The following is a 21,044-nucleotide window of genomic DNA, read 5'->3' as shown; positions in this document are numbered from 1 at the left end:
TCCCCGCAACGTCTACTTACGGGAGGATCGCGTGGTCCCGCGACTGGACCGCTGGCTCGGCCGGTTGTTCGCGCCCCACAACGTTGACCAGACTCTCGACGTCCTGGCGGCCGCACAGGACGTGACACCGCCCGAGGCCCAAGCACTCGCTGTGGCACGCCGCCAGATCACCGAGTGTGATCGCAAGCTCGCCCAGCATCGGGCTGCCCTTGAGGCGGGCGCCGACCCGGCGCTCGTCGCCGGATGGATCCAGGAAGAGCTTGTCCGCAAGACCGCGGCCGAGCAACGCCTCGGCCGCGCGCACGTACCGCCTCAGAGGCGGCTGGGGCGTGATGAGCTGGCGGAGATCACGCACAGGCTTGGAGACATGGTGCGAGTTCTCTCGAATGCTGACCCGATCCGGAAGACCAAGATCTACGCGAACATCGGACTGCGGCTGATCTACCACCCGTCAAAACAGAAAGTCCTGGTCATGTGTACACATGACCAGGACCCCATAGGCGACCGGTTTGTGTCCGAGGGGGGACTTGAACCCCCATGCCCCGCAAAGGGCACTAGCACCTCAAGCTAGCGCGTCTGCCTATTCCGCCACCCGGACGTGGTGCCTGCACGTGGGACCGTCATCCCCCGTCGGCGGACTTAGGTTAGCAAACTCTTGAGCTTGCGTCATATCGGTAGGAGGGCGGGTGCGGACGGGGTGCCGAGAAGGAGGGGACGGCGGGAGGATGGGGGGTGGAAGCCGTACCGAACTCAAGGAGTCCACATGGCCAGGTTCAACGGTGAGGATGAGGTCGTCGGGCTGTGCCGCGACCTGATCAGGATCGACTCGACCAACGCGGGTGACAATTCGGGGCCCGGGGAGCGGGCCGCCGCCGAGTACGTGGCCGAGAAGCTGGCCGAGGTCGGGCTGGAGCCGCAGATCCTGGAGTCGGACAGGGGGCGGGCCAACGTGATCGCCCGCATCGCGGGGGAGGACTCCTCGCGGGACGCACTGCTGCTGCACGGACATCTGGACGTCGTCCCCTTCAACGCCGCCGACTGGACCCACCACCCGCTCAGCGGCGAGGTCGTGGACGGCTGCGTCTGGGGGCGCGGCGCGGTCGACATGAAGGACATGGACGCGATGATCCTCGCGGTGGTACGACAGCGGCTCAGCGAGGGGCGACGCCCGCCGAGGGACGTGGTGCTGGCCTTCACCGCCGACGAGGAGGCCGGGGGCCACTACGGCGCGCAGTGGCTGGCCGAGCAGCACAAGGACCTGTTCGACGGGTGCTCCGAGGCGATCGGTGAGGTGGGTGGGTTCAGCGTCTCCATCGACGAGGCGCGCAGGCTCTATCTGATCGAGGCGGCCGAGAAGGGCATCGCCTGGATGCGCCTGACCGCCACCGGCCGGGCCGGGCACGGTTCGATGCTCAACGCGGAGAACGCGGTCACCGAGCTGGCCGAGGCGGTGGGCCGCATCGGCAGGTACGAGTGGCCGGTGCGGATGACACAGACGGTGCGGACGTTCCTGGAGGAGACCTCCAGGGCGCTGGAGCTGGAGCTTGACCTGGACGACGCGGAGAAGACCGTCGCCAAGCTGGGGCCGCTGGCGCGGATGATCGGCGCCACACTGCGCAACACCACCAACCCCACGATGCTGGAGGCCGGCTACAAGGCCAACGTGATCCCCCAGGCCGCCACCGCGCACGTGGACGGCCGCTTCCTGCCGGGATATGAGGACGAGTTCTTCCAGACCGTCGACGAACTGCTCGGCCCCAATGTGACCAGGGAGTTCATCTACCACGACATCGCCATCGAGACCGGCTTCGACGGGCCGCTGGTGCGCGCGATGGCCGACGCCCTCATCGCCGAGGACCCGGGCGCGCTGGCCGTGCCGTACACGTTGTCGGGGGGTACGGACCTGAAGGCGTTCAGCCGGCTGGGAATCCGTGGGTTCGGGTTCGCGCCGCTGAAGCTCCCCGCCGACCTGGACTTCTCCGGGATGTTCCATGGGGTGGACGAGAGGGTGCCGGTGGATTCGTTGCGATTCGGGGTCCGGGTTCTTGACCGATTCCTGGACGGCTGCTGATCGGTTCCCGGGAAATCCGTTGCGTTGACTCCATGTAGTGCTAACGTGACTCTCCGTTGAAGGGTGGCCCGTGTCCAAGCGGGCCTGTCCAGGAGCTTTGGGAGGCCGCGTGGCGCACGTGTCGCACGAGCAGTGGAGGGCGTCCTCGCCCGCTGCTCGACGCGTGCCTGTGGCCTTCTCCGTTGACGACACGATCCCCGACCGGGCTGACCGGATGGCGCGGTTCGCGGCCGGCAGCCGGTGGGGCATCAGGCAGGCCCTTGCCATCGGCGGTCTCCTGGCCGCCGTATGGCTGCTCGCGATCGTCTTCGGCTTTCTCAGTGCCACTCCCGCGGCCGCGGACGCCACCGCGGTGACAGGAGTGGCCCGTTCCCAGACCCTCGACGCTGTCGCTTCCGGATCGGCTGCGAAGGTCGATGATTTCCCCACGGGCAGCGGCAAACCGTCGGCGACGGACAACGCCGAAGCCATGGCGGGGCGAGGTGTGGACGGGCTCACCAGCCAGTCCAAGCCGGGGGCCCCGGCACCCGCCACCGTCGACCACGGTTCTGGCACCAATGGATTCGTGCCCCAGAGCGGTGGTGGATCCAGCCTCTTCGGCTCGGGTCCGGGGGATGTCGCGTGGTTCGCCTACGACCCGCGACTGGCGACGCAGCGTGTTCCGCTGGCGTTCGTGCTCCCCCCGGTCGTCCGCACAGCGGCGGACGACCCTTCTTTCTCTCCCGACTGACATCGTCCCGTAGACCGGCCTGATCTCCTTCGAGTGATCCGCCGGTCGCGCAGCCTGTCTCGATCCTCCGTCCCCCGGAGGGGCGCTCCACCGGTGAGCGATGAGCAGGCCGACGAGTCAGCCAGTTCCCAACTCCTCGTGACGGCCCGTCTGGGCCTCCGCTGTGCGGGCCTGTCCGGTCCTCGCATGGCTCTCGCGTGCCCTCACGAGGGTTCAAGGTCCCCCCGAGACTGCTAGGAGCTTCAATCATGCGTACGTGGGTTAGGGGCACGGCCCCTGCGGCACTGCTCGCACTGGGCGTCATGGCCATGGGCGGTGGTACCGCCTTCGCCGACACCGACGGTGACCACTCGATCGCCGGAGGCAACCAGGTCAACCTTCCGATCACCCTGCCGATCGACATCAGCGGAAACGCCGTTGCTGTGGCTGGGCAGTCGTCCGCCTCCTCCGAGGGGGGCGCGTCCGCCGAGAACGGCGGCGGCGGCGCGGGGGGCAACGAGACCTCCGGGCGGGGCAGCGTCCTGGGCGGTAACCAGGTGGTCGCGCCGATCACCGCGCCCGTCAACGCCTGCGGCAACGCGGTGTCGGTGATCGGCCGTTCCGAGGCGGGCTGCCGTGGCGGTGCCTCGGTGCGGAACCAGGGTGGGAACGGCGGCGGTGCCGGTGGCAACCGCACGAACGGTGATCACAGCATCGGCGGTGGTAACCAGGTGGTGGCGCCGATCACCGCGCCGATCAACGCCTGCGGCAACTCCTTCGCGATTTTCGGTGGGGCGACCGCCGGTTGCCGGGGGGGCGCCTCGGTGAGCGATCAGGGCGGTGGCGGCGGTGGGGCCGGCGGCAACCGCACCTCTGGGCGGGGCAGCGTCCTGGGTGGTAACCAGGTGGTCGCGCCGATCACCGCGCCGATCAACATCTGCGGCAACTCGGTCGCCGTCGTCGGCGAGGCGTTCTCCGGCTGTGAGGGCGGTGCCGAGGTCGTCGGCGGCAGGCCCGGCAGGCCGGGGCAGCCCGGCGGTCCTGGACACCCTGGCGGGCCCGGGCACCCCGGTGGTCCCGGGCACCCCGGTGGTCCCGGAAAGCCTGGTGGTCCTGGACACCCTGGCGGGCCGGGACGGCCGGGTGGCCCCGGAGAGCACGGCGGCCCTGGCAAGCCCGACTGGCCGGGTAAGCCGGGTTACGGCGGTCACGGAGACCGCGAAGGGCGTGGAGACCACGACGGCCACGGCGGCGGCTGGGAGCACGGCCCGCGTCCCGGCGGCCCCGGCTCGGGCTACGGCCGGCCGGGAAACGACACCGACGGGCGCTTCGGAGCCGGTAGCGGCAACCAGGTGGTCGCGCCGATCACCGCGCCCGCCAACATCTGTGGCAGCGCCGTCGGCAACGGCCAGGCGGGCTGCCCGGGCGGCTCGTCCGCGGGGACGGGCCAGGGCGGCGGCGCGGGCGGCAACCGCACCTCCGGGCGGGGCAGCGTCCTGGGTGGTAACCAGGTGGTGGCGCCGATCACCGCGCCGATCAACGTCTGCGGCAACGCGGTGGCCGTCCTGGGTGGGGCCTTCGCCGGCTGCCAGGGTGGTGCGTCCGTCGGGACCGGTGGTCCCGGCGGCGGCGGTGCCGGTGGCAACCGCACGAACGGTGATCACAGCATCGGCGGTGGTAACCAGGTGGTGGCGCCGATCACCGCGCCGATCAACGTCTGCGGCAACGCGGTGGGCGTGCTCGGCCGGGCCGCTGCCGGGTGCCGGGGTGGCGCCTCGGTCTCCGGCGGTGCGGGTGCGGGGGCAGGTGGCAACCGCACCTCCGGCCGGGGCAGCGTCCTGGGTGGTAACCAGGTGGTCGCGCCGATCACCGCGCCGATCAACATCTGCGGCAACGCGGTCGCCGTCCTGGGCGACGCGGCTGCGGGCTGCCTCGGCGGCTCCCGTGCCGGAGGGCCGGGCGGCGGCCAGTGGGGTGGCCACAACGGCGGTCAGTGGGGTGGTCACCGGAGCGGACCCAAGGGCGACTACAACGGCGGCCGAGGCGACTGGGACGGCAAGCCCAGCAGGCACAGGACCAGTAGCCTGCTGTCTGTCCTGCCCGCCGTTCCGGGGGTCGGTGGCGAGGCCGGTCAGGCGTCGCCGTCCGACGCCCGCGGTGCCCAGGAGGCGGGCCAGTCCCAGCTTCCGGCCGCCGCCGGTCTGCCCGAGTTCCCCGTCATGCCCGCCACCCCGGTGAGCAAGCGGGCCGCGGCGACCGACAGCAGCTCGCCGCTGGCTCCCGTCACGGGTCTGACGTCCTCCACTCCGGCCGGTGACCTGCCGATTCGTGACCTGGGTCTGATGAGTGCCGCTCAGCCCGTCGGCGTGACCGGAATGAACGTCGGTTCCCTGGTCACCCTGCTGATCGGCGCGTTGGCCGCGGCCTCCGCGACCGTCTTCGGCACCACCCGCCGCATCCGTTTCGGCAAAAAGTAAGGCATTAGTCACCCATTAGGCATGCCTTCCTCAGAGCCACTGAGGAAGGCGCGCAGACGCCTCGACGGCGGCGGGACAGGACGACCGTGCCCGCGTGGTGCGGTGCCCGCTCGCGTGGCGAGGCACGAAAGCTTTGCCCGTCCCGGGGGCGCGGCCCGGGGCGGGCAAAGCCATGTCTGGAATCACATTGTCCTGGTCACACGTATGATCTTCCGGCGCAGCCGGACGTCTCGGCGGCCATCGGGATACAGTCGCAGGCGGTCGAGCTCCCAGTCACCGTATTCTGCGTGTTCGGTCAGTATCCGGCGGGCTGCGTCCCGTGAGGTGCCACGCGGGAGATGGAGAACCAAGTAGGAGTAGTCCAGCACAGCGATTAGTCTCCGAGGGTGAGCTGAGGGACGTCGACACTCATAGGGCTTTATTCTGCGTCCTTGCGGCTTTCCTTGGGAGTGCTCCCGACTCAGATCGGGTAACCCGAGGGGAAGTAAACGGGGAACGAATGCGAACAGCGAGGTAGGAAGCAGCGTGCCAGCCAAGAACGGCAACGCCGGCGGAAACCGCCTGGTGATCGTCGAGTCGCCTTCCAAGGCGAAGACCATCGCCGGGTACCTCGGCCGCGGCTACGTCGTGGAGTCCAGCATCGGGCATATTCGTGATCTCCCTGAGAAGGCCGACGACATCCCTGAGAAGTACAAGGGGGAGTCCTGGGCACGCCTCGGCGTCAATGTGGATCACGAGTTTGAGCCGCTCTACGTCGTCAACCACGACAAGAAGGCACAGGTGAGCAAGCTCAAGCAGCTGCTCAAGGATGCCGACGAGCTCTATCTCGCCACCGACGAGGACCGCGAGGGCGAGGCGATCGCCTGGCATCTCCGCGAGGTGCTCAATCCCAAGGTCCCGGTGCACCGCATGGTGTTCCACGAGATCACCCCGCGGGCGATCCAGGAGGCGGTGGCCAATCCCCGCACCCTGAACCTGCGGCTGGTCGACGCCCAGGAGACCCGGCGCATCCTCGACCGTCTCTATGGTTACGAGGTCAGCCCGGTCCTGTGGAAGAAGGTCAAGCCCCGGCTTTCGGCCGGCCGGGTGCAGTCCGTGGCGACCCGGCTGGTAGTGGAGCGCGAGCGTGAGCGCCTGGCGTTCACCAGCGCGAGTTACTGGGATCTGCAGGCGCTGCTCGACACCGGTGGCGACGAGGTTCCGCACGAGTTCACCGCCATGCTGACCGGCGTGGACGGAAAGCGCGTCGCCCAGGGCCGGGACTTCGCGAGCAACGGCACCCTCAAGAGCGCCGATGTGCTCCACCTGGACGAGCAGGCCGCCCAGGCCCTGGCCGGACGCCTGGCCGGTGTGCCGTACAAGGTCAGGTCGGTCGAGCGCAAGCCGTACACCCGCAAGCCGTACGCGCCGTTCAGGACGACCACGCTGCAGCAGGAGGCCAGCCGCAAGCTGGGCTTCTCCGCGAAGTCGACGATGCAGGTCGCCCAGCGCCTCTACGAGAACGGCTTCATCACCTACATGCGGACCGACAGCATCACGCTGTCGGAGACCGCCGTCGCCGCCGCCCGCAGCCAGGCCATCAAGCTTTACGGCTCGGCCTATGTGCCCGACAAGCCGCGCGTCTACGCCAGCAAGGTGAAGAACGCGCAGGAGGCGCACGAGGCGATCCGTCCCTCGGGCGAGGAGTTCCGCACGCCGGGCGAGACCGGGCTGACCGGTGACATGTTCCGCCTGTACGAGCTGATCTGGCAGCGGACCGTGGCCTCCCAGATGAAGGACGCGGTCGGCGAGTCGGTCACCGTCAAGGTGGACGGCACGTCCAGTTCGGGGGAGCGGGTCGAGTTCAGCGCCTCCGGGCGGACCATCACCTTCCACGGCTTCCTGAAGGCCTATGTCGAGGGCGCGGACGACCCGTCCACCGACCGCGACGACTCCGAGAAGCGCCTGCCGAACCTGAGCGAGAACGACCCGCTCACCGCGTCCGCGCTGAACGTGCTGTCGCACGCCACCAAGCCGCCGGCCCGGTACACGGAGGCGTCGCTGATCAAGGAGCTGGAAGACCGGGAGATCGGCCGTCCCTCGACGTACGCGTCGATCATCGGAACGATTCTGGACCGCGGCTACGTCTTCAAGAAGGGCACCGCCCTGGTGCCGTCCTTCCTGGCGTTCGCGGTGGTCAACCTGCTGGAGCAGCACTTCGGCCACCTCGTCGACTACGACTTCACCGCCGACATGGAGAAGGTCCTCGACGACATCGCCAACGACCGGGCGGAGCGGGTGCCCGAGCTGCGCCGGTTCTACTTCGGGGTGGACGGCGGCGATGGGCTGAAGGAACTGGTCACCGATCTCGGCGAGATCGACGCCAAGGAGATCAGTTCGTTCTCGATCAGGGGCACCGACATCATGATCCGGGTGGGCCGCTACGGTCCGTACCTGGACCGCGAAGGTGTCCGGGTTAACGTGCCGGAGGACCTGGCCCCCGACGAGCTCACCGCCGAGCGGGCCGAGGAGCTGTTCTCCCGCCCGACGGGTGACCGGGAGCTGGGCAAGGACCCGGTGACCGGGCACGTGATCGTGGCCAAGGACGGTCGCTTCGGCCCGTACGTCACCGAGATCCTGCCGGTGGAGGCGCCTCCGGCCGAGGGCAAGAAGAAGACCAAGAAGGCCGACGCCCCCAAGCCGCGCACCGGGTCGCTGCTCAAGTCGATGTCCCTGGACACCGTCACCCTTGAGGACGCCCTGCGCCTGCTCTCGCTGCCGAGGGTGCTCGGGGTGATCGACGACCAGGAGGTCACGGCGCAGAACGGCAAGTTCGGGCCGTACATCAAGAAGGGCACCGACTCTCGTTCCCTGGGGTCGGAGGAGGAGCTGTTCACGGTCACCCTCGATCAGGCCAAGGAGCTGTTCGCCCAGCCCAAGGCCAGGGGCAGGCGGGCCGCGGCCGCGCCGCCGCTGCGTGAGCTGGGCGAGGACTCGGTCTCCAAGAAGCCGATCGTGGTGAAGGAAGGGCGGTTCGGGCCCTACGTCACCGACGGGGAGACCAACGCCTCGCTGCGCAAGGGGGACGAGGTCGAGCAGATCACCACCGAACGCGCCGCCGAGCTTCTCGCCGACCGCAGAGCCCGCGGTCCGGCGCCCAAGCGTCCTCGCACCACCCGGGCCAAGGCCAAGGCCTGACGCCGCCGAGCCAGGGCACCTCGTACGGGGCTCTGGCTCGCGGGGTTTCCGCACCCGCTGGGAACGCATTCGCCGTTTCGGGCGTTCTTCGGAACGCGCCGGGATGGCCGGTGGGCGCGAGAGGGAAGGCAAGTGACGATCGTGGGCTTCGTGTCGCTGGTCATCTGTGCGATCACGGTGGTCCACTACTACCTGTGGCGTCGGCTGGTCCGCTCGACCACCCGGCCGGGGCGGACCCGCCGGGTGCTGACCTTGATCCTCGTCGGCCTGGCGGTGCTCGCCCCCGTGACGCTGGTCGCCTCCCGCAGTGAGTGGGGGCACTTCCTGGCGTGGCCGGGATTCTTCTGGATCGCGACGATGTTCTACCTCCTCGTGTTCCTGGTGGTCCTGGAGATCCCCAGGGCCGTGGCCCTGCTGGTGGTGCGCGGAGTGGAGCACCGGGCCGAGCGGCGCCGGGTGCCGCCGGGGGTGGTCGCCCGCCGTGCGAAACGAGCCGCGCGGCCGGAGCTCGCCGTTCGATCCGAAACCGCCGTCACACCGGCGTCCGTGGCCGTCGTTCACCCCGAGCGCTCCCTCCGGTCCGTCTCCACGGCCCGGACGGACCGTGGGGAGGCCGCGGTCGGTGGGGTGGTGGTCGTACCGGGTCCTGGAGGCACGCCGCGCGGCGGAGAGCGGAAGGACACGGCGGGCGGGCTGAGCAGGAGGCTGTTCATCGCCCGTACGGCGGCGGTCGCCGCCGGGGCGGGGGCGCTCGGCACGATCGGGTTCGGGATCAGGACCGCTCTCGGTGACCCGGTGATCGAGTCGGTCGGGGTGGTGCTGCCCAGGCTGGATCCGCGCCTGAACGGCCTGCGGTTCGCGGTCGTCAGCGACATTCACCTGGGCCCGCTCACCGGTACGGAGCACACCCGGCGCATCGTTCGCATGATCAACTCGCTGGAGGCCGACGTGGTCGCCGTGGTCGGCGACCTGGTCGACGGCACGGTGGCCGAGCTCGGCCCGCTGGCCAGGCCCCTGAAGGATCTCGAATCCCGCTACGGTGCCTACTTCGTCACCGGCAACCACGAGTACTACACCGCAGGCGGCCCGCAGGAGTGGATCGAGGAACTTCGCGAACTCGGCGTCCGCCCGCTGGGCAACGAGCGTGTGGAGATCGCCCATGGGGGAGCCGTGCTCGATCTCGCCGGGGTCAACGACGTCGGCGGCGTCGCATCGGGCGACGGTCCGGACTTCGAGCGGGCGCTGGGTGGCCGTGACCGCTCCCGGTCCACGGTTCTGCTCGCCCACCAGCCGGTCCAGGCGGTCCAGGCGGCCACCTACGGGGTGGACCTCCAGCTGTCCGGCCACACGCACGGAGGGCAGATGGTCCCCTTCAACTTGATCGTCCCGATGCAGCAGCCGGTCGTCTCCGGTCTCGGCGAGGTGGACGGCACCCAGGTCTACGTGACGCGGGGCGCGGGTTTCTGGGGGCCACCGGTCCGGGTGGGCGCCCCACCCGAGATAACCCTGCTGGAAGTCCGGAACGAGAAACTCCACTGACCTCGCAACGAGCGGAAAGCAGGCGCACCGGTCCGGGAAGAGGAAGACACATCACTGGAAACACGAGCAACTGACGCTTCTTTTCGGGTGTGGTACCTGCGGGGCACAGGGCGGGGGCGTTACCCTCATGCGACGGGCAGCCGGGCATTTCCGCCTGGCTCATGTTCTCCCCAGCCCAGCGAGCACCTGGATACGCTGACACTATGACCACCCTTGGCCGGAGCACCGCGCGACGCAAGCCCCCCCACGTGCTGGCCAACACCCCGTTCCGCAAACTGTGGACGGCGATGTCGGTGTGCAGCCTCGGAGACTGGCTCAACCTGCTGGCACTGACCGCCCTGGCGGGCAACCTCACGGTGGGGTCCGGCTACAAGGTCCAGAGCCTGGCCATCGGGGGCGTCTTCGTGGCGAAGATGCTCCCCGCCATCCTGCTGGGTCCGCTCGCCGGCGCGTTCGCCGACCGGTTCGACCGGCGGATGACGATGTTCTTCTGCGACTTCCTGCGCTTCGCGCTGGTGCTGTCGATCCCGCTGATCGGCAACTACCAGTGGGTGATCATCGCTACCTTCCTGGTCGAGTGCGTCAACCTCTTCTGGGTTCCGGCCAAGGACGCCACGGTGCCCAACCTGGTGCCCAAGGAGCGGCTGGAGGAGGCCAACCAGCTCAACCTCCTGGTCACCTACGGGACCGCGCCGATCGCCGCGCTGCTGTTCGCGGTGCTGTCGGTCGCCGACGACGCCCTGGGCAACCTGGTGCCGTTCTTCGCCCAGCGAGAGACCTACCTGGCGCTGTTCATCAACGCGCTCGCCTACCTGGTCTCGGCCTTCATCATCCTTTCGCTCAAGGACATCCCGAAGGCCGGCGCGCAGGCCGCGACCTCCACGCCGTCGGTGCTGCGGCAGATCTTCGAGGGCTGGCGGTTCGTCGGCGGTAACCGGCTGATCCGCGGCCTGATCATCGGCATGCTGGGCGCGTTCGCCGCCGGCGGTGCGGTGGTCGGGGTGGCCAAGATCTACGTGGGTGCGCTGGGCGGCGGCGACGCGGCGTACGGCGTGGTCTTCGGGGCGGTCTTCGTCGGTATGGCGTCCGGCATGTTCTTCGGGCCGAGGCTGCTGAGGGAGCTGTCGCGGCGACGGTTGTTCGGCCTGTCGATCGTGGTGGCAGGGGTGGTCCTCGTCGCGATCGCGCTCGTCCACAACCTGGTGATCGTCGTCCTGCTGACCGTACTGCTCGGCGCGTGCGCGGGGATCGCCTGGATCATCGGTTACACGATGATCGGGCTGGAGGTGGACGACAACCTGCGGGGCCGCACGTTCTCCTTCCTGCAGTCGCTCGCCCGGGTGACCCTGCTGCTGGTGGTCGCGGTCGCGCCGACCCTGGCGGGCCTGTTCGGTGAGCGGGAGATCAGGGTCGGGCAGGAGCCGGTCTACCAGTTCGACGGCTCCAACCTGGTGCTGCTGGTCGGCGGGTTGCTCGCGGTGGTCGTCGGGAGTGTCGCGCTACGGCAGATGGACGACCGCAGGGGCGTCTCGATCGTCGCCGACCTGATCGCCGCGGCACGCGGGGAGCGGTTCGCCCCCGAGAGCGCCGAGCAGGAACGCGGGATGTTCATCGCCTTCGAGGGCGGCGAGGGGTCGGGCAAGACCACCCAGTCCAGGCTGCTGGCGATCTGGCTGCGCGACCAGGGGTTCGACGTCGTACAGACCCGCGAGCCGGGCTCGACCAAGGTGGGCATGCGGCTGCGCGCGATCCTGCTCGACGCGGTGCACCAGGGACTGTCCGCGAGGTCGGAGGCCCTGCTGTACGCGGCCGACCGGGCCGAGCATGTGGAGAAGGTCATCCGCCCGGCCCTCCAGCGGGGCTCCATGGTGATCTCCGACCGGTACGTCGACTCGTCGCTGGCCTACCAGGGCGCGGGCCGGGCGCTGGACATCGAGGAGGTCAAGAGGATCAACGGCTGGGCCACCGGTGGGCTCGTTCCCGATCTCACCGTGCTCATCGACACCCCGCCGTCGGTGGGGCTGGCCCGGCTGGGCGGGGCCGCCGACCGCATCGAGTCGGAGCCGCTGGAGTTCCATGAGCGCGTCCGCCGCGAGTTCCGGGCGCTGGCCGCCGCGGAGCCGGATCGCTACCTGGTCGTCGACGGGACCCTGCCCCAGGAACAGATCTCCTCGCTCATCTACGACCGGGTCCGCGAGATCATGCCCGACCCGGTGCCACAGGAGTCGGAGGACGTCACCGGGACCATCCCGGCGATTCGCGACTGATCCGGTGCCTCCGCGAGCCGTGAGGTCCCGACCCGGTTACCGGCGCCGGCGGTAGGTTGGGTCCGTGGGAGTCTTTGATGATCTTGTGGGCCAGGAGCGGGCCGCCGTAACACTCGGCCGGGCCGCGGCGGCCGGGGCCGACCTGCTGGCCGGGGGGCGCGGCGCCGGGATGACTCACGCGTGGCTGTTCACCGGGCCGCCCGGGTCCGGGCGTGAGGAGGCCGCGCGGGCGTTCGCGGCCGCGCTGTTCTGCTCCGAGCAGGGGTGCGGCCACTGCGACATGTGCCACCAGGTGTCGGTCGGCTCCCACCCGGACCTGGAGATCGTCCGCCCGCAGGGGCTCTCGTACGGCATCAAGGACACCCGCAGGCTCATCCTGCGCGCGGCCGGGGCGCCGACGCTGGGCCGCTGGCGGGTCGTGCTGTTCGAGGACGCCGACCGGGCGACCGAGGGGGCGTCCAACGCGCTGCTCAAGGCCATCGAGGAACCGCCGCCGAAGACCGTCTGGCTGCTCTGCGCGCCTGCTCCGGACGACATGATGATCACCATCAGGTCCCGTTGCCGGATCGTCACGCTCGTCACCCCGCCCACCTCGGCGGTCGCCCACGTGCTGGCCACGCGCGAGAACGTGCCGCCGACGATGGCGGAGTTCGCGGCCAGGGCCGCCCAGGGGCACATCGACCGCGCCCGCAGACTGGCCCTGGACGAGGAGGCGCGCTCGCGTCGCGAGGCGGTGCTGTCCATCCCCCGGTCGCTCACCGGCGTCGGGGAGTGCGTGATGGCCGCCGAACGCCTGGTGAAGACCGCCGAGGACGAGGCCGCCGCGGTCACGGCGGTACTGAACGAGGCGGAGATCACCGAGCTGCGCCAGGTCTACGGCGAGGGCTCCACCGGAAAGGGGCTCAACAGGGGGCTGATCCGCGGCGGTGCCGGGGCGCTCAAGGACCTTGAGGACCGGCAGAAGTCCCGGGCGACCCGCACCAAGCGCGACGTCATCGACGCGGCACTGCTCGACCTGGTGGCGTTCTACCGCGACGTGCTGGCCGTGCAGTTCGGCGCGCACGTGGAACTGGCCAGCGAGGACCGCCGCGCCGATCTGGAAGGCCTGGCCGGGGCCTCCACCCCGGAGGACACGCTGCGCAGGATCGACGCCATCATGCGCTGCCGGAGGCGGCTGGCGGCCAACGTCAGCCCGCAGATGGCCGTGGAGTCGATGACCCTTTCATTGCGTCAGCCCCGGCTCTGAACCGCCTCACGACGGGAGGCGGTTTTCCCGTTTTTCGGTCATATAGGCTGAAATGCTGGAATTAGGCAGACCGGAACCCACTGGGGCGATCAGCGGGCCCGGTGTCGGGGGCGGCGGGCAGGCGGACGTGCGCTACCGCGATGGTCGGGAGGTTTCCGGCTGGGCGGCACAGATGGTTCGGAGGCGCACATCGTGGTCTGGCGGGGACCGGAGTTCGGGCTGATCAACTTTGGCCGATATCGGACACTGCGCAGTTTCCGGTAACCCGATGTGACGGATATCGGCTGGTGAGGGGCTGCGACCGCCGCGACCGTACATCTCCTACCTGCCTTTTTCCGATTAGATGGAACCATTGCTCGCTAAATCACCTCAAAGCATGAGTGTGGGTCGTTAGGATTCACGGCAAAAATCAATGCTTTTGTTATAAAGCAACGGGAAGCGTCCTGCTCTACGGGGATGAGCAGCGAAGGCCGGGGGAATTTTGGTGAGCACCGAGGCGCGCCACGGGGTGGTCCCGCCCGTGAGCGGGCGGGCCGTCACGAGCCGGGTAGGCGATGACGACACGCTGAGCATCGAATGGTCTGCACCGACGGGCGCGGAGATCGTCCTGCGGCATGTGGAGACCGGTGAGGAATGTGGGGCGGCGGACCTGACGGTGCTGGCCCCGGGGGTCTGGATGGCCTCGTGCCGGGGCGAGCCGGTCGCCACCGACGACCCGGGGTTCTCGCTCGACGGGCTCTGGTCCTACGCCGAGACCCGCCGCAGCCGGGAGATCAGGGCGTTCCGCACCTCCCTCGGCACACTGGGCCTGCGGGTCCGCGAGGTCGAACCGTACGTCGAGGTGATCCGGGTGACCGCGGACGACGGGGTGATCGCCGTCGAGGGCGCCGTCGCGTACGGCGACCCGATCCGGGGGGAGGCCAGGCTGGTGGCGGTGGCCCGCCGGGGACCGGAGCCGGTGAGCGGGCCGGCGACCTTCCAGGGACGGTGGTTCGAGGGAGCGATCGAGATCGCGCCGATGGCCGAGGCACAGGTGCGGCGCCGGGTCTTCTGGGACCTGTACGCGGAGTTCTCCGGGGTCCGGCTGCCGCTGGCGACCCGCCTTGATGACATAACGGACAAGAAGACCAAAGTTCGTTTTCCTGCCCAGCATGTCGGGCAGGTGAGGGTCCGCCCGTACTACACCGAGACCGACAGTCTCGCCGTCGCGCTCAGCATCGAAGGGGAGAAAGCATGAAGATCTCCTTTCTCATTCTCAACGCCTACGGCATGGGCGGCACCATCCGCGCCACCTTCGACCTCGCCACCGCCATGTCCGAGCGGCACGAGGTCGAGGTCGTCAGTGTCTTCCAGCACACCGACACCCCCTTCCTGCCGCTGAGCTCCCGGGTCAGGCTCCGTTCGCTGGTGGACCTGCGGGAGGGGGCCAAGGTCCGCTGGCCGTACACGAAGAGGGCCGAGCGGCTGGGGGCGCGGGAGAGCGCGCTGATCCACCCCGAGGAGCGCGCCTACGCGTCCTTCAGCGCCTGGAGCGACGAGGTCCTCGTCCGCGAACTGCGCAGGCTCCGCAGCGACGTGCTGATCACCACCCGCGCGGGTCTCAACATCATGGCCGCGAGGTACGCCCGCAGGAAGGTCGTCACGATCGCCCAGGAGCACCTGCACTTCGAGGCGCACCAGCCCGGGATCTTCGAGGAGATCCGGACCTGGTACCCGAAGCTGGACGCGGTCGTCACCCTCACCGAGGCCGACGAGCACGACTACCGGAACATGCTCAACGGGTCGCCCACCCGGGTGTTCACCATCGGCAACGGGCTGCCCGGCGGGCCGCGTCCACGATCCAGGCAGGAGAACCGGATCGTGCTGGCCGCGGGCAGGCTGGTGCCGGTCAAGGGGTACGACCGGCTGCTGAAGGCGTTCGTCCGGGTGGCCGAAGAACGGCCCGACTGGAAGCTGCGGATCTACGGCGAGGGCCGGGTCGGCGACAAGCTCATCAAGCAGGCGGTCAGGCTGCGGCTGCACAACAACGTCACGTTCATGGGCCCCACCGGTGACATCGAGGGCGAGCTCGCCAAAGCGTCGATCCACGCGGTCAGTTCCCGCTTCGAGGGCTTCGGCATGACCATCATCGAGGCGTTCGCCTCCGGGGTGCCGGTGGTCAGCTTCGACTGCCCCCGTGGACCTCGCGAGATCATCACACCCGGGATCGACGGACTGCTGGTCCCCGCCGACGACGTGGACGCCTTGGCCGACGGGCTGATCCAGATGATCGACGACGAGGAGGGCCGCCACCGGATGGCCAAGAACGCTCTCCAGACGGCCCAGAGCTACGACATCTCGGTGATCGCCAAACGCTGGGAGAAGTCCTTCGCCCAACTCGGCCGCTGAGCGGGGACGGGCACGGTCGTACGCCGATCCGGTGGGACATGTGGGCCGGCCGGGGTTTGCGACTCGGAAGGGCGTCGTAGGCAGGGAGAACACGAGCGGGGTGGAACTCGCAGGCCGGGTGAAGCAGCAGAGGGCCCGGCACGGCGTCTCTGTGATGTGGAAGTCGAACTGCTCTCCTGCGGAGAGCCCTTGGCCAGAAACCGTGTCGACATCGCGGCGCTGTTCGCCGAACATCACCTCGGGCTGGTACGGCTGGCGCTGCTCATGGTGGGCGACCAGGCCACGGCCGAGGACGTCGTACAGGAGGCGTTCACCCGCACTCATGCGGGACGGCGCCGCCTGCGCGACCCAGGCAGGGCGCTGACCTACATCCGCTCGGCGGTCCTCAACGGGTCGCGATCGGTGCTGCGCCGCCGCGCGGTCGCCTTCCGCTGGGCCGCACCGTACGAGCCGCCGGTCTGGTCCGCCGAGCACGCGGCGCTGCTCGGCGAGGAGCGCCGCGAGGTGCTCATGGCCCTGCGCACGCTGCCCAGGCGGCAGCGGGAGGCACTGACCCTCCGCTACTACCTGGACCTGTCCGACCTGGAGATCGCCGAGACCATGGGCATCGCCGCCGGCACCGCCCGTTCCACCCTCGCGCGTGGGCTGGCCGCCCTCGCCCGGATGCTCAAGGAGGAGTCATGACCGACACCGAGAACCGCCTCCGCGACGCCCTGTCCGCCGCCGCCGCCGCGACCGCCGAGAACATCCGCCCGCTCACCGTCCCCGCCCGCCGCCGCCTCAGAGCTCCCTTCCGGATCGCCGCTGCGGCCCTGGTTGTCGCCGTGGTGGTCTTCGGAGCTGTACGGCTCGCCACGCCCTCCCCCCTGTCACGGGAGAACACCGTCGCCATGGCGATGAGCGGCCCCGAGCAGTCCGGAGATGCCGACGTGTCGGTCTTCCTCTGCAAGAGGCATGATCGCTTCCCGAACTGCGATCATGTGATAACCGAGGACGAGAGAGCGGAGATCCGGCGGACGCTTGAGGCCCGGCCCGAGGTGAAAAGGGTCCTCTTTGAGGACCAGCAGCAGGCATGGGAGAACTTCCGGAGCCAGAACACGGACAAACCCGCGCTGCTGAAGGCGATAGTCGTCGAGGACATGTCGGAGTCCTTCCGAGCCTGGCTCAGGCCGGGTGCGGATCCCAATGCCGTCGCCCGTGCCATGGGCGAATTGCCGGGGGTGTCCAACGCAATCGATAGGCCCTGCCTGCTGAGAAGGTTGTCGCCGTGGTCGCTCGTCGAGCATGTCCTTCCGTGGTCGGATGAGCCGGAGCAGTGCTCGTTCCCGGAGTTCGAGCCCCCGGAGTCCTAGGGGGCGGACTGAGCGGGCGACGGTGGTAAGGGCAGGTCGCGAAAGCGGCCCGTGACCGTGGCCGGGCGGTGCCGCACGTCCGGCACGACGATGCCGCGGTCGGGGGGATTGTTCATGATCGCACCGGGTGGCACCGCACATCCAGGGGCATGACACATAGGGTGAGCACGAGCCGTACCCCCAGGTTTGGAGCCATATGGGCATGATCATGGCGGTGAGTTTCACCCGCTACGGCAGGCTGTACTACCTCGATCCCGGTGAGCACAGCCCCAAGGTCGGCGACAAGGTGCTGGTGCCCACCGAGGCCGGGCCCGAGGTCGCCGAGTGCGTCTGGGCGCCGCAGTGGACGAGCGAGGAGATCGACGGGCTGCCGATGTGCGCGGGCATCGCGACCGAGGAGCACCTCACCCGCGACGAGGGCAACAAACGGCGCCGCGCCGAGGCCCGGAGCGTCTCCAAGCGCCTGATCAAGCGGCACACGCTGCCGATGAAGGTCGTCGGCGTCGACTACCTGGACGCGGAGAACGTCTACACGGTCTACTTCTCCGCCCCGCAACGGGTCGACTTCCGCGCCCTCGTCCGTGACCTGGCCCGCAACCTGCGCGCCAGGGTGGAGCTGCGCCAGATAGGCCCGCGCGACGAGGCCCGCCTCCAGGGCGGCATCGGCCCCTGCGGCCGTGATCTGTGCTGCGCCACCTTCCTCAAGGACTTCGAGCCGGTCTCCGTCCGGATGGCCAAGGACCAGGACCTGCCGGTCAACCCGCTGCGCATCGCGGGGGCGTGCGGGCGGCTGATGTGCTGCCTGAAGTACGAGCACCCCCTCTACCTCGACGCCCAGAGCAGGATGCCCCGGATCGGGCTGAAGGTCGACACCCCCGAGGGGGCCGGAACCGTCGTGGGCCGCAACGTCCCCTCGGACTCCGTCGTGGTCCGCCTGGAGGACGGCGGCCGCCGCTGCGCCTGCCCGTCGGCCTCGGTCTGCTCCCCGCGCAAGCAGCACGACGAGGCGTACGGCGGCGCGGTGCGGGTCGCCGAGAGCGGACCGGAAGGGTGACCGATCGGCTGTCCCCGCTGAGGTTGATGTCCCGTCATGGGGGCTCGGTGCGGGCGTAGGATTCGACCGTTCAGCCTCTCCGCGTGCCGGCCCCCTTGCCGGATCCGCGTGTGACCCCGACCTACGGACTACGGAGCGGACAAGGCGTGAGATCCCGTGTGACCGCCGTACTGGCGGCGGTGGCCCTGCTCGCGAGCGCGTGCACCGGCACCGACGTCCCTGCCGACGCCAGTGGCGGCACCGGAGCCGGCCGCGGCGTGGCGGGAGCGGCTCTCGGCTGGCACGAGTGCGAGGACGGTTTCGAGTGCGCCAAGCTCGCCGTACCGCTCGATCACAGCAAGCCGGACGGTGAGAAGATCGAGCTCAGCGTGATCCGGCTCCCGGCCTCGGGGAAGCGGATCGGTTCGATCCTCCTCAATCCCGGCGGGCCGGGTTCCTCCGGAGTGCAGTACGCGCGAGGTGCCCGCACCGCGGTGAGCGAGACGGTTCGCGAGCGCTTCGACGTCGTGGGCTTCGACCCGCGCGGGGTCGGCGAGTCCGCGCCCGTCCGATGCCTGTCGTCGAGCGAGCTGGACGCCTTCGTCGGCCTCGACAACTCACCCGACTCGCCGGGGGAGGTCACCGTGCTTGAGGAGGGGGCGCAACGGCTCGCCGCCGGCTGCGAGACCCGATCGGGCAGGCTCCTGCCGTACGTCGGCACCGCCGACGCCGCCAGGGACATGGACCTGCTGCGTGCCGCCGTCGGTGACTCCCACCTCACCTACCTCGGCAAGTCGTACGGCACGCAGCTGGGCGCCGTCTATGCCGATCTCTTCCCCGGCCGGGTCCGCGCCCTCGTGCTGGACGGCGCCGTGGACCCCTCGCTCGACCCACTGGAGCTGAACACCGCGCAGGCCCGCGGTTTCGAGGTCGCCCTTGACTCGTTCCTGGAAAACTGCCTCGCGGCCACCGACTGCCCCTTCCAGGGCTCCGTCGCCTCCGCCCGCGCGGAGATCACCGCGCTGCTCCGCAGGGCGGACACCGCCTCCCTGACCAACAGGACCGGCGACGACCGTACGGTGACCGAGGCCTGGGCCATGCTCGGGGTGATCACCCCGCTCTACGACCGGCAGGCATGGCCGGTCCTTCGTCAGGCGCTGGCCCAGGCGTTGAAGGGGGACGGTACCGTCCTGCTCCGCATGGCCGACCTGCTGGTCGACCGTGGGGAGGACGGCGAGTACACCAACCAGACCGAGTCCAACCTGGCGGTCAACTGCGTCGACAGCATCTACCCCCGCGACCCCGCCGCCTACGCCAAGGCGGCCGAACAGGCGGCCAAGGTCGCTCCCCTGTTCGGCGCGTACGTCATGTGGAGCTCACTGCCCTGCGCGTACTGGCCGGTCAAGGCGGGGGCCCGGGAGAAGATCGACGCGCCCGGGGCTCCGCCCATCATGGTCGTCGGCACCAGACGCGACCCCGCCACGCCCTACCAGTGGTCGGAGGCCCTCGCCTCCCAGCTCTCCTCCGGCGTCCTCGTCGGTTTCGACGGAGACGGCCACACCGCTTATCTGACCGGTTCGGCGTGCGTGGATCGCCTGGTGGACGACTACCTGATCGATCTGACCGTCCCCGCCGACGGAACCCAGTGCCCCAAGATCGGCTGATTCCGGTGCGCGGGAAGGCCCTGGGAGCCTGTAGACTGCCGTAAGTCATGGTGAAACATGGCACGCCGCCTTAGCTCAGTCGGCCAGAGCACTTCACTCGTAATGAAGGGGTCTGGGGTTCGATTCCCCAAGGCGGCTCCCAGGTCAGGACCCGTTTCTCCCTAACCGGAGAGGCGGGTTCTACCGCGTTTGGGAGAGCAGCGGAGTGACCGACCTCTCGCGGTAGGCCCTCAAGGCGGTGTCGAGGACCCCCACTGGCGACTCCGGCGCGAACCGCTCCCGGATCGCTGCGTCCCACAGCCGATCGAGCAGCCTGATGATCTCGTCCGTCATCGCCTCGGTCACATGGCTGTATACGCCGGAGATCGTCGGGTTCTCGTGCCCCATCCGATCGATGATCGCCGTCCTCGCGCACCGGCCATCGTCGAGCCACGTCTGGTGGCCATGGCGCATACCGTGCGGAGTGAGCCCGGGCCGGATCGGCAGTCAGCTCGCCACCACCTCGACCGGCGACGCACATACGCGTCGAACAGCTCCGGCCGCGTCATGCCCCTCACAGCCACCGGGTCGGCGCCGCACTCGATCGCGTAGGCAACCAGCGCAGCCCGCGACGACCGGCTGTTGACCGGCTTCGGCGCACCCATCCGATGCGACCGGACCGCCCGCCGCGCGCCATACGGTTCACCCGGCACAGCCGCCGGCCACGCCACCAGGGGCTCGCCCGACCACTGGGCGGCGGCATCGATCAGGACCGGCCGCGCCAGCCGGGCCGCCTTGCCACCCTGTTCCGGATACATGCCGTCGGCGGCAGGCCGAAAGTACATCCGCGCGAAGTCCGATCGCCGATGATGCTGCCGCTCGCCGGGAAACGGGGTGACCCGCCCCTGACACCACGGCGCCGAGCTCCCCGAGCACGCGCACTTGCGGGCCTCGGCCGCGACCGCGGCGACCATGTCCCACAGCCACATCGGGACATGCACATCCCGAATTGAGCCGTCCTTCGGGCGCCCCAGTAGAACGGCCCCTCGCTCAAGGTCTCAATGTTCATCGCCCGATACGCCGGTGGGTCACCCACTGAAGGTCAAAGTTCACAAAACGCCCATATCTTGCCTTTACAAGTA

At 69.5% G+C, this 21,044-nt stretch carries 16 protein-coding genes and 2 tRNA genes; 14 read left to right on the top strand and 4 right to left on the bottom strand.

The features are described 5' to 3' along the window. Positions 1-16: 16 nt before the first annotated feature. Both IG98_RS52335 and IG98_RS0104660 read right to left on the bottom strand, forming a co-directional pair. The gene (locus tag IG98_RS52335; RefSeq protein WP_211263875.1) at positions 17-304 is read right to left on the bottom strand and encodes a hypothetical protein; all 288 of its coding nucleotides are present in this window, start codon (positions 302-304) and stop codon (positions 17-19) included. Positions 305-512: 208 nt separating this feature from the next. Beyond that, positions 513-598 (bottom strand) — tRNA-Leu (locus IG98_RS0104660). Between the two features lie 165 nt (positions 599-763). Between IG98_RS0104660 and IG98_RS0104655 the strand changes: the two genes are divergently transcribed. From IG98_RS0104655 to IG98_RS53105, 3 genes are all read left to right on the top strand, one after another. After that, positions 764-2,071 carry a M20/M25/M40 family metallo-hydrolase gene (locus IG98_RS0104655; protein ID WP_030905927.1) on the top strand — a complete coding sequence of 436 codons (1,308 nt, stop codon included), beginning with the start codon at positions 764-766 and terminating at the stop codon, positions 2,069-2,071. A 109-nt stretch (positions 2,072-2,180) separates the two neighbouring features. Next, on the top strand, positions 2,181-2,801 hold the full coding sequence (locus tag IG98_RS0104650; protein ID WP_030905924.1) for a hypothetical protein: 621 nt from the start codon (positions 2,181-2,183) through the stop codon (positions 2,799-2,801). A gap of 248 nt (positions 2,802-3,049) precedes the next feature. Beyond that, positions 3,050-5,257 carry a chaplin family protein gene (locus IG98_RS53105; protein ID WP_030905921.1) on the top strand — a complete coding sequence of 736 codons (2,208 nt, stop codon included), beginning with the start codon at positions 3,050-3,052 and terminating at the stop codon, positions 5,255-5,257. A gap of 182 nt (positions 5,258-5,439) precedes the next feature. On the opposite strand, the gene IG98_RS54730 is transcribed toward IG98_RS53105, so the two are convergent. After that, positions 5,440-5,856 (bottom strand): DUF5703 family protein, encoded by a 417-nt coding sequence (locus IG98_RS54730; protein WP_425427982.1) that lies wholly within the window; start codon positions 5,854-5,856, stop codon positions 5,440-5,442. On the opposite strand from IG98_RS54730, the gene topA reads away from it, so the two are divergent. The 11 genes from topA to IG98_RS0104590 all read left to right on the top strand — a co-directional run bounded on the left by topA (position 5,783) and on the right by IG98_RS0104590 (position 20,061). After that, entirely contained in the window at positions 5,783-8,434 is a 2,652-nt protein-coding gene (topA, locus tag IG98_RS0104640; RefSeq protein WP_030905918.1) for a type I DNA topoisomerase, read from the top strand. The two genes, IG98_RS54730 and topA, sit on opposite strands and share 74 nt — an antisense overlap. A 132-nt stretch (positions 8,435-8,566) precedes the next feature. After that, complete coding sequence (locus IG98_RS0104635) at positions 8,567-9,973, top strand: metallophosphoesterase (protein ID WP_030905915.1); 1,407 nt, start codon at positions 8,567-8,569, stop codon at positions 9,971-9,973. A gap of 203 nt (positions 9,974-10,176) precedes the next feature. Further along, complete coding sequence (gene tmk, locus IG98_RS0104630) at positions 10,177-12,240, top strand: dTMP kinase (protein WP_030905912.1); 2,064 nt, start codon at positions 10,177-10,179, stop codon at positions 12,238-12,240. A gap of 64 nt (positions 12,241-12,304) precedes the next feature. Next, positions 12,305-13,486, top strand: coding sequence for a DNA polymerase III subunit delta' (locus tag IG98_RS0104625; RefSeq protein WP_030905909.1), 1,182 nt, complete (start codon positions 12,305-12,307; stop codon positions 13,484-13,486). Positions 13,487-13,970: 484 nt separating this feature from the next. Further along, positions 13,971-14,723, top strand: coding sequence for a hypothetical protein (locus IG98_RS0104620; protein ID WP_051751539.1), 753 nt, complete (start codon positions 13,971-13,973; stop codon positions 14,721-14,723). Next, positions 14,720-15,874, top strand: a complete 1,155-nt coding sequence (locus IG98_RS0104615) for a glycosyltransferase family 4 protein (RefSeq protein ID WP_030905903.1) — start codon at positions 14,720-14,722, stop codon at positions 15,872-15,874. The genes IG98_RS0104620 and IG98_RS0104615 overlap by 4 nt, the downstream gene beginning before the upstream one ends. A gap of 189 nt (positions 15,875-16,063) precedes the next feature. Further along, the gene (locus IG98_RS0104610; RefSeq protein WP_245651393.1) at positions 16,064-16,558 is read left to right on the top strand and encodes a SigE family RNA polymerase sigma factor; all 495 of its coding nucleotides are present in this window, start codon (positions 16,064-16,066) and stop codon (positions 16,556-16,558) included. Then, positions 16,555-17,226, top strand: coding sequence for a permease-like cell division protein FtsX (locus IG98_RS0104605; RefSeq protein WP_030905897.1), 672 nt, complete (start codon positions 16,555-16,557; stop codon positions 17,224-17,226). The genes IG98_RS0104610 and IG98_RS0104605 overlap by 4 nt, the downstream gene beginning before the upstream one ends. Before the next feature lie 208 nt (positions 17,227-17,434). Continuing rightward, on the top strand, positions 17,435-18,280 hold the full coding sequence (locus IG98_RS0104600; RefSeq protein ID WP_425427984.1) for a PSP1 domain-containing protein: 846 nt from the start codon (positions 17,435-17,437) through the stop codon (positions 18,278-18,280). Positions 18,281-18,426: 146 nt separating this feature from the next. Continuing rightward, the gene (locus IG98_RS0104595; RefSeq protein WP_030905891.1) at positions 18,427-19,923 is read left to right on the top strand and encodes an alpha/beta hydrolase; all 1,497 of its coding nucleotides are present in this window, start codon (positions 18,427-18,429) and stop codon (positions 19,921-19,923) included. A gap of 64 nt (positions 19,924-19,987) precedes the next feature. After that, positions 19,988-20,061: transfer RNA gene (locus IG98_RS0104590), tRNA-Thr, on the top strand. Positions 20,062-20,103: 42 nt separating this feature from the next. Here IG98_RS0104590 and IG98_RS0104585 read toward each other — a convergent pair. After that, positions 20,104-20,310, bottom strand: coding sequence for a hypothetical protein (locus IG98_RS0104585; RefSeq protein WP_157594156.1), 207 nt, complete (start codon positions 20,308-20,310; stop codon positions 20,104-20,106). Positions 20,311-21,044 lie beyond the last annotated feature (734 nt).

Origin of the sequence: Streptosporangium amethystogenes, assembly GCF_000721075.1 — a bacterium.
Classification (GTDB): Bacteria; Actinomycetota; Actinomycetes; order Streptosporangiales; family Streptosporangiaceae; genus Streptosporangium; species Streptosporangium amethystogenes.
The sequence above is the reverse complement of the archived record's forward strand: the minus strand, read 5'-3'. Positions and strand labels throughout refer to the sequence as shown.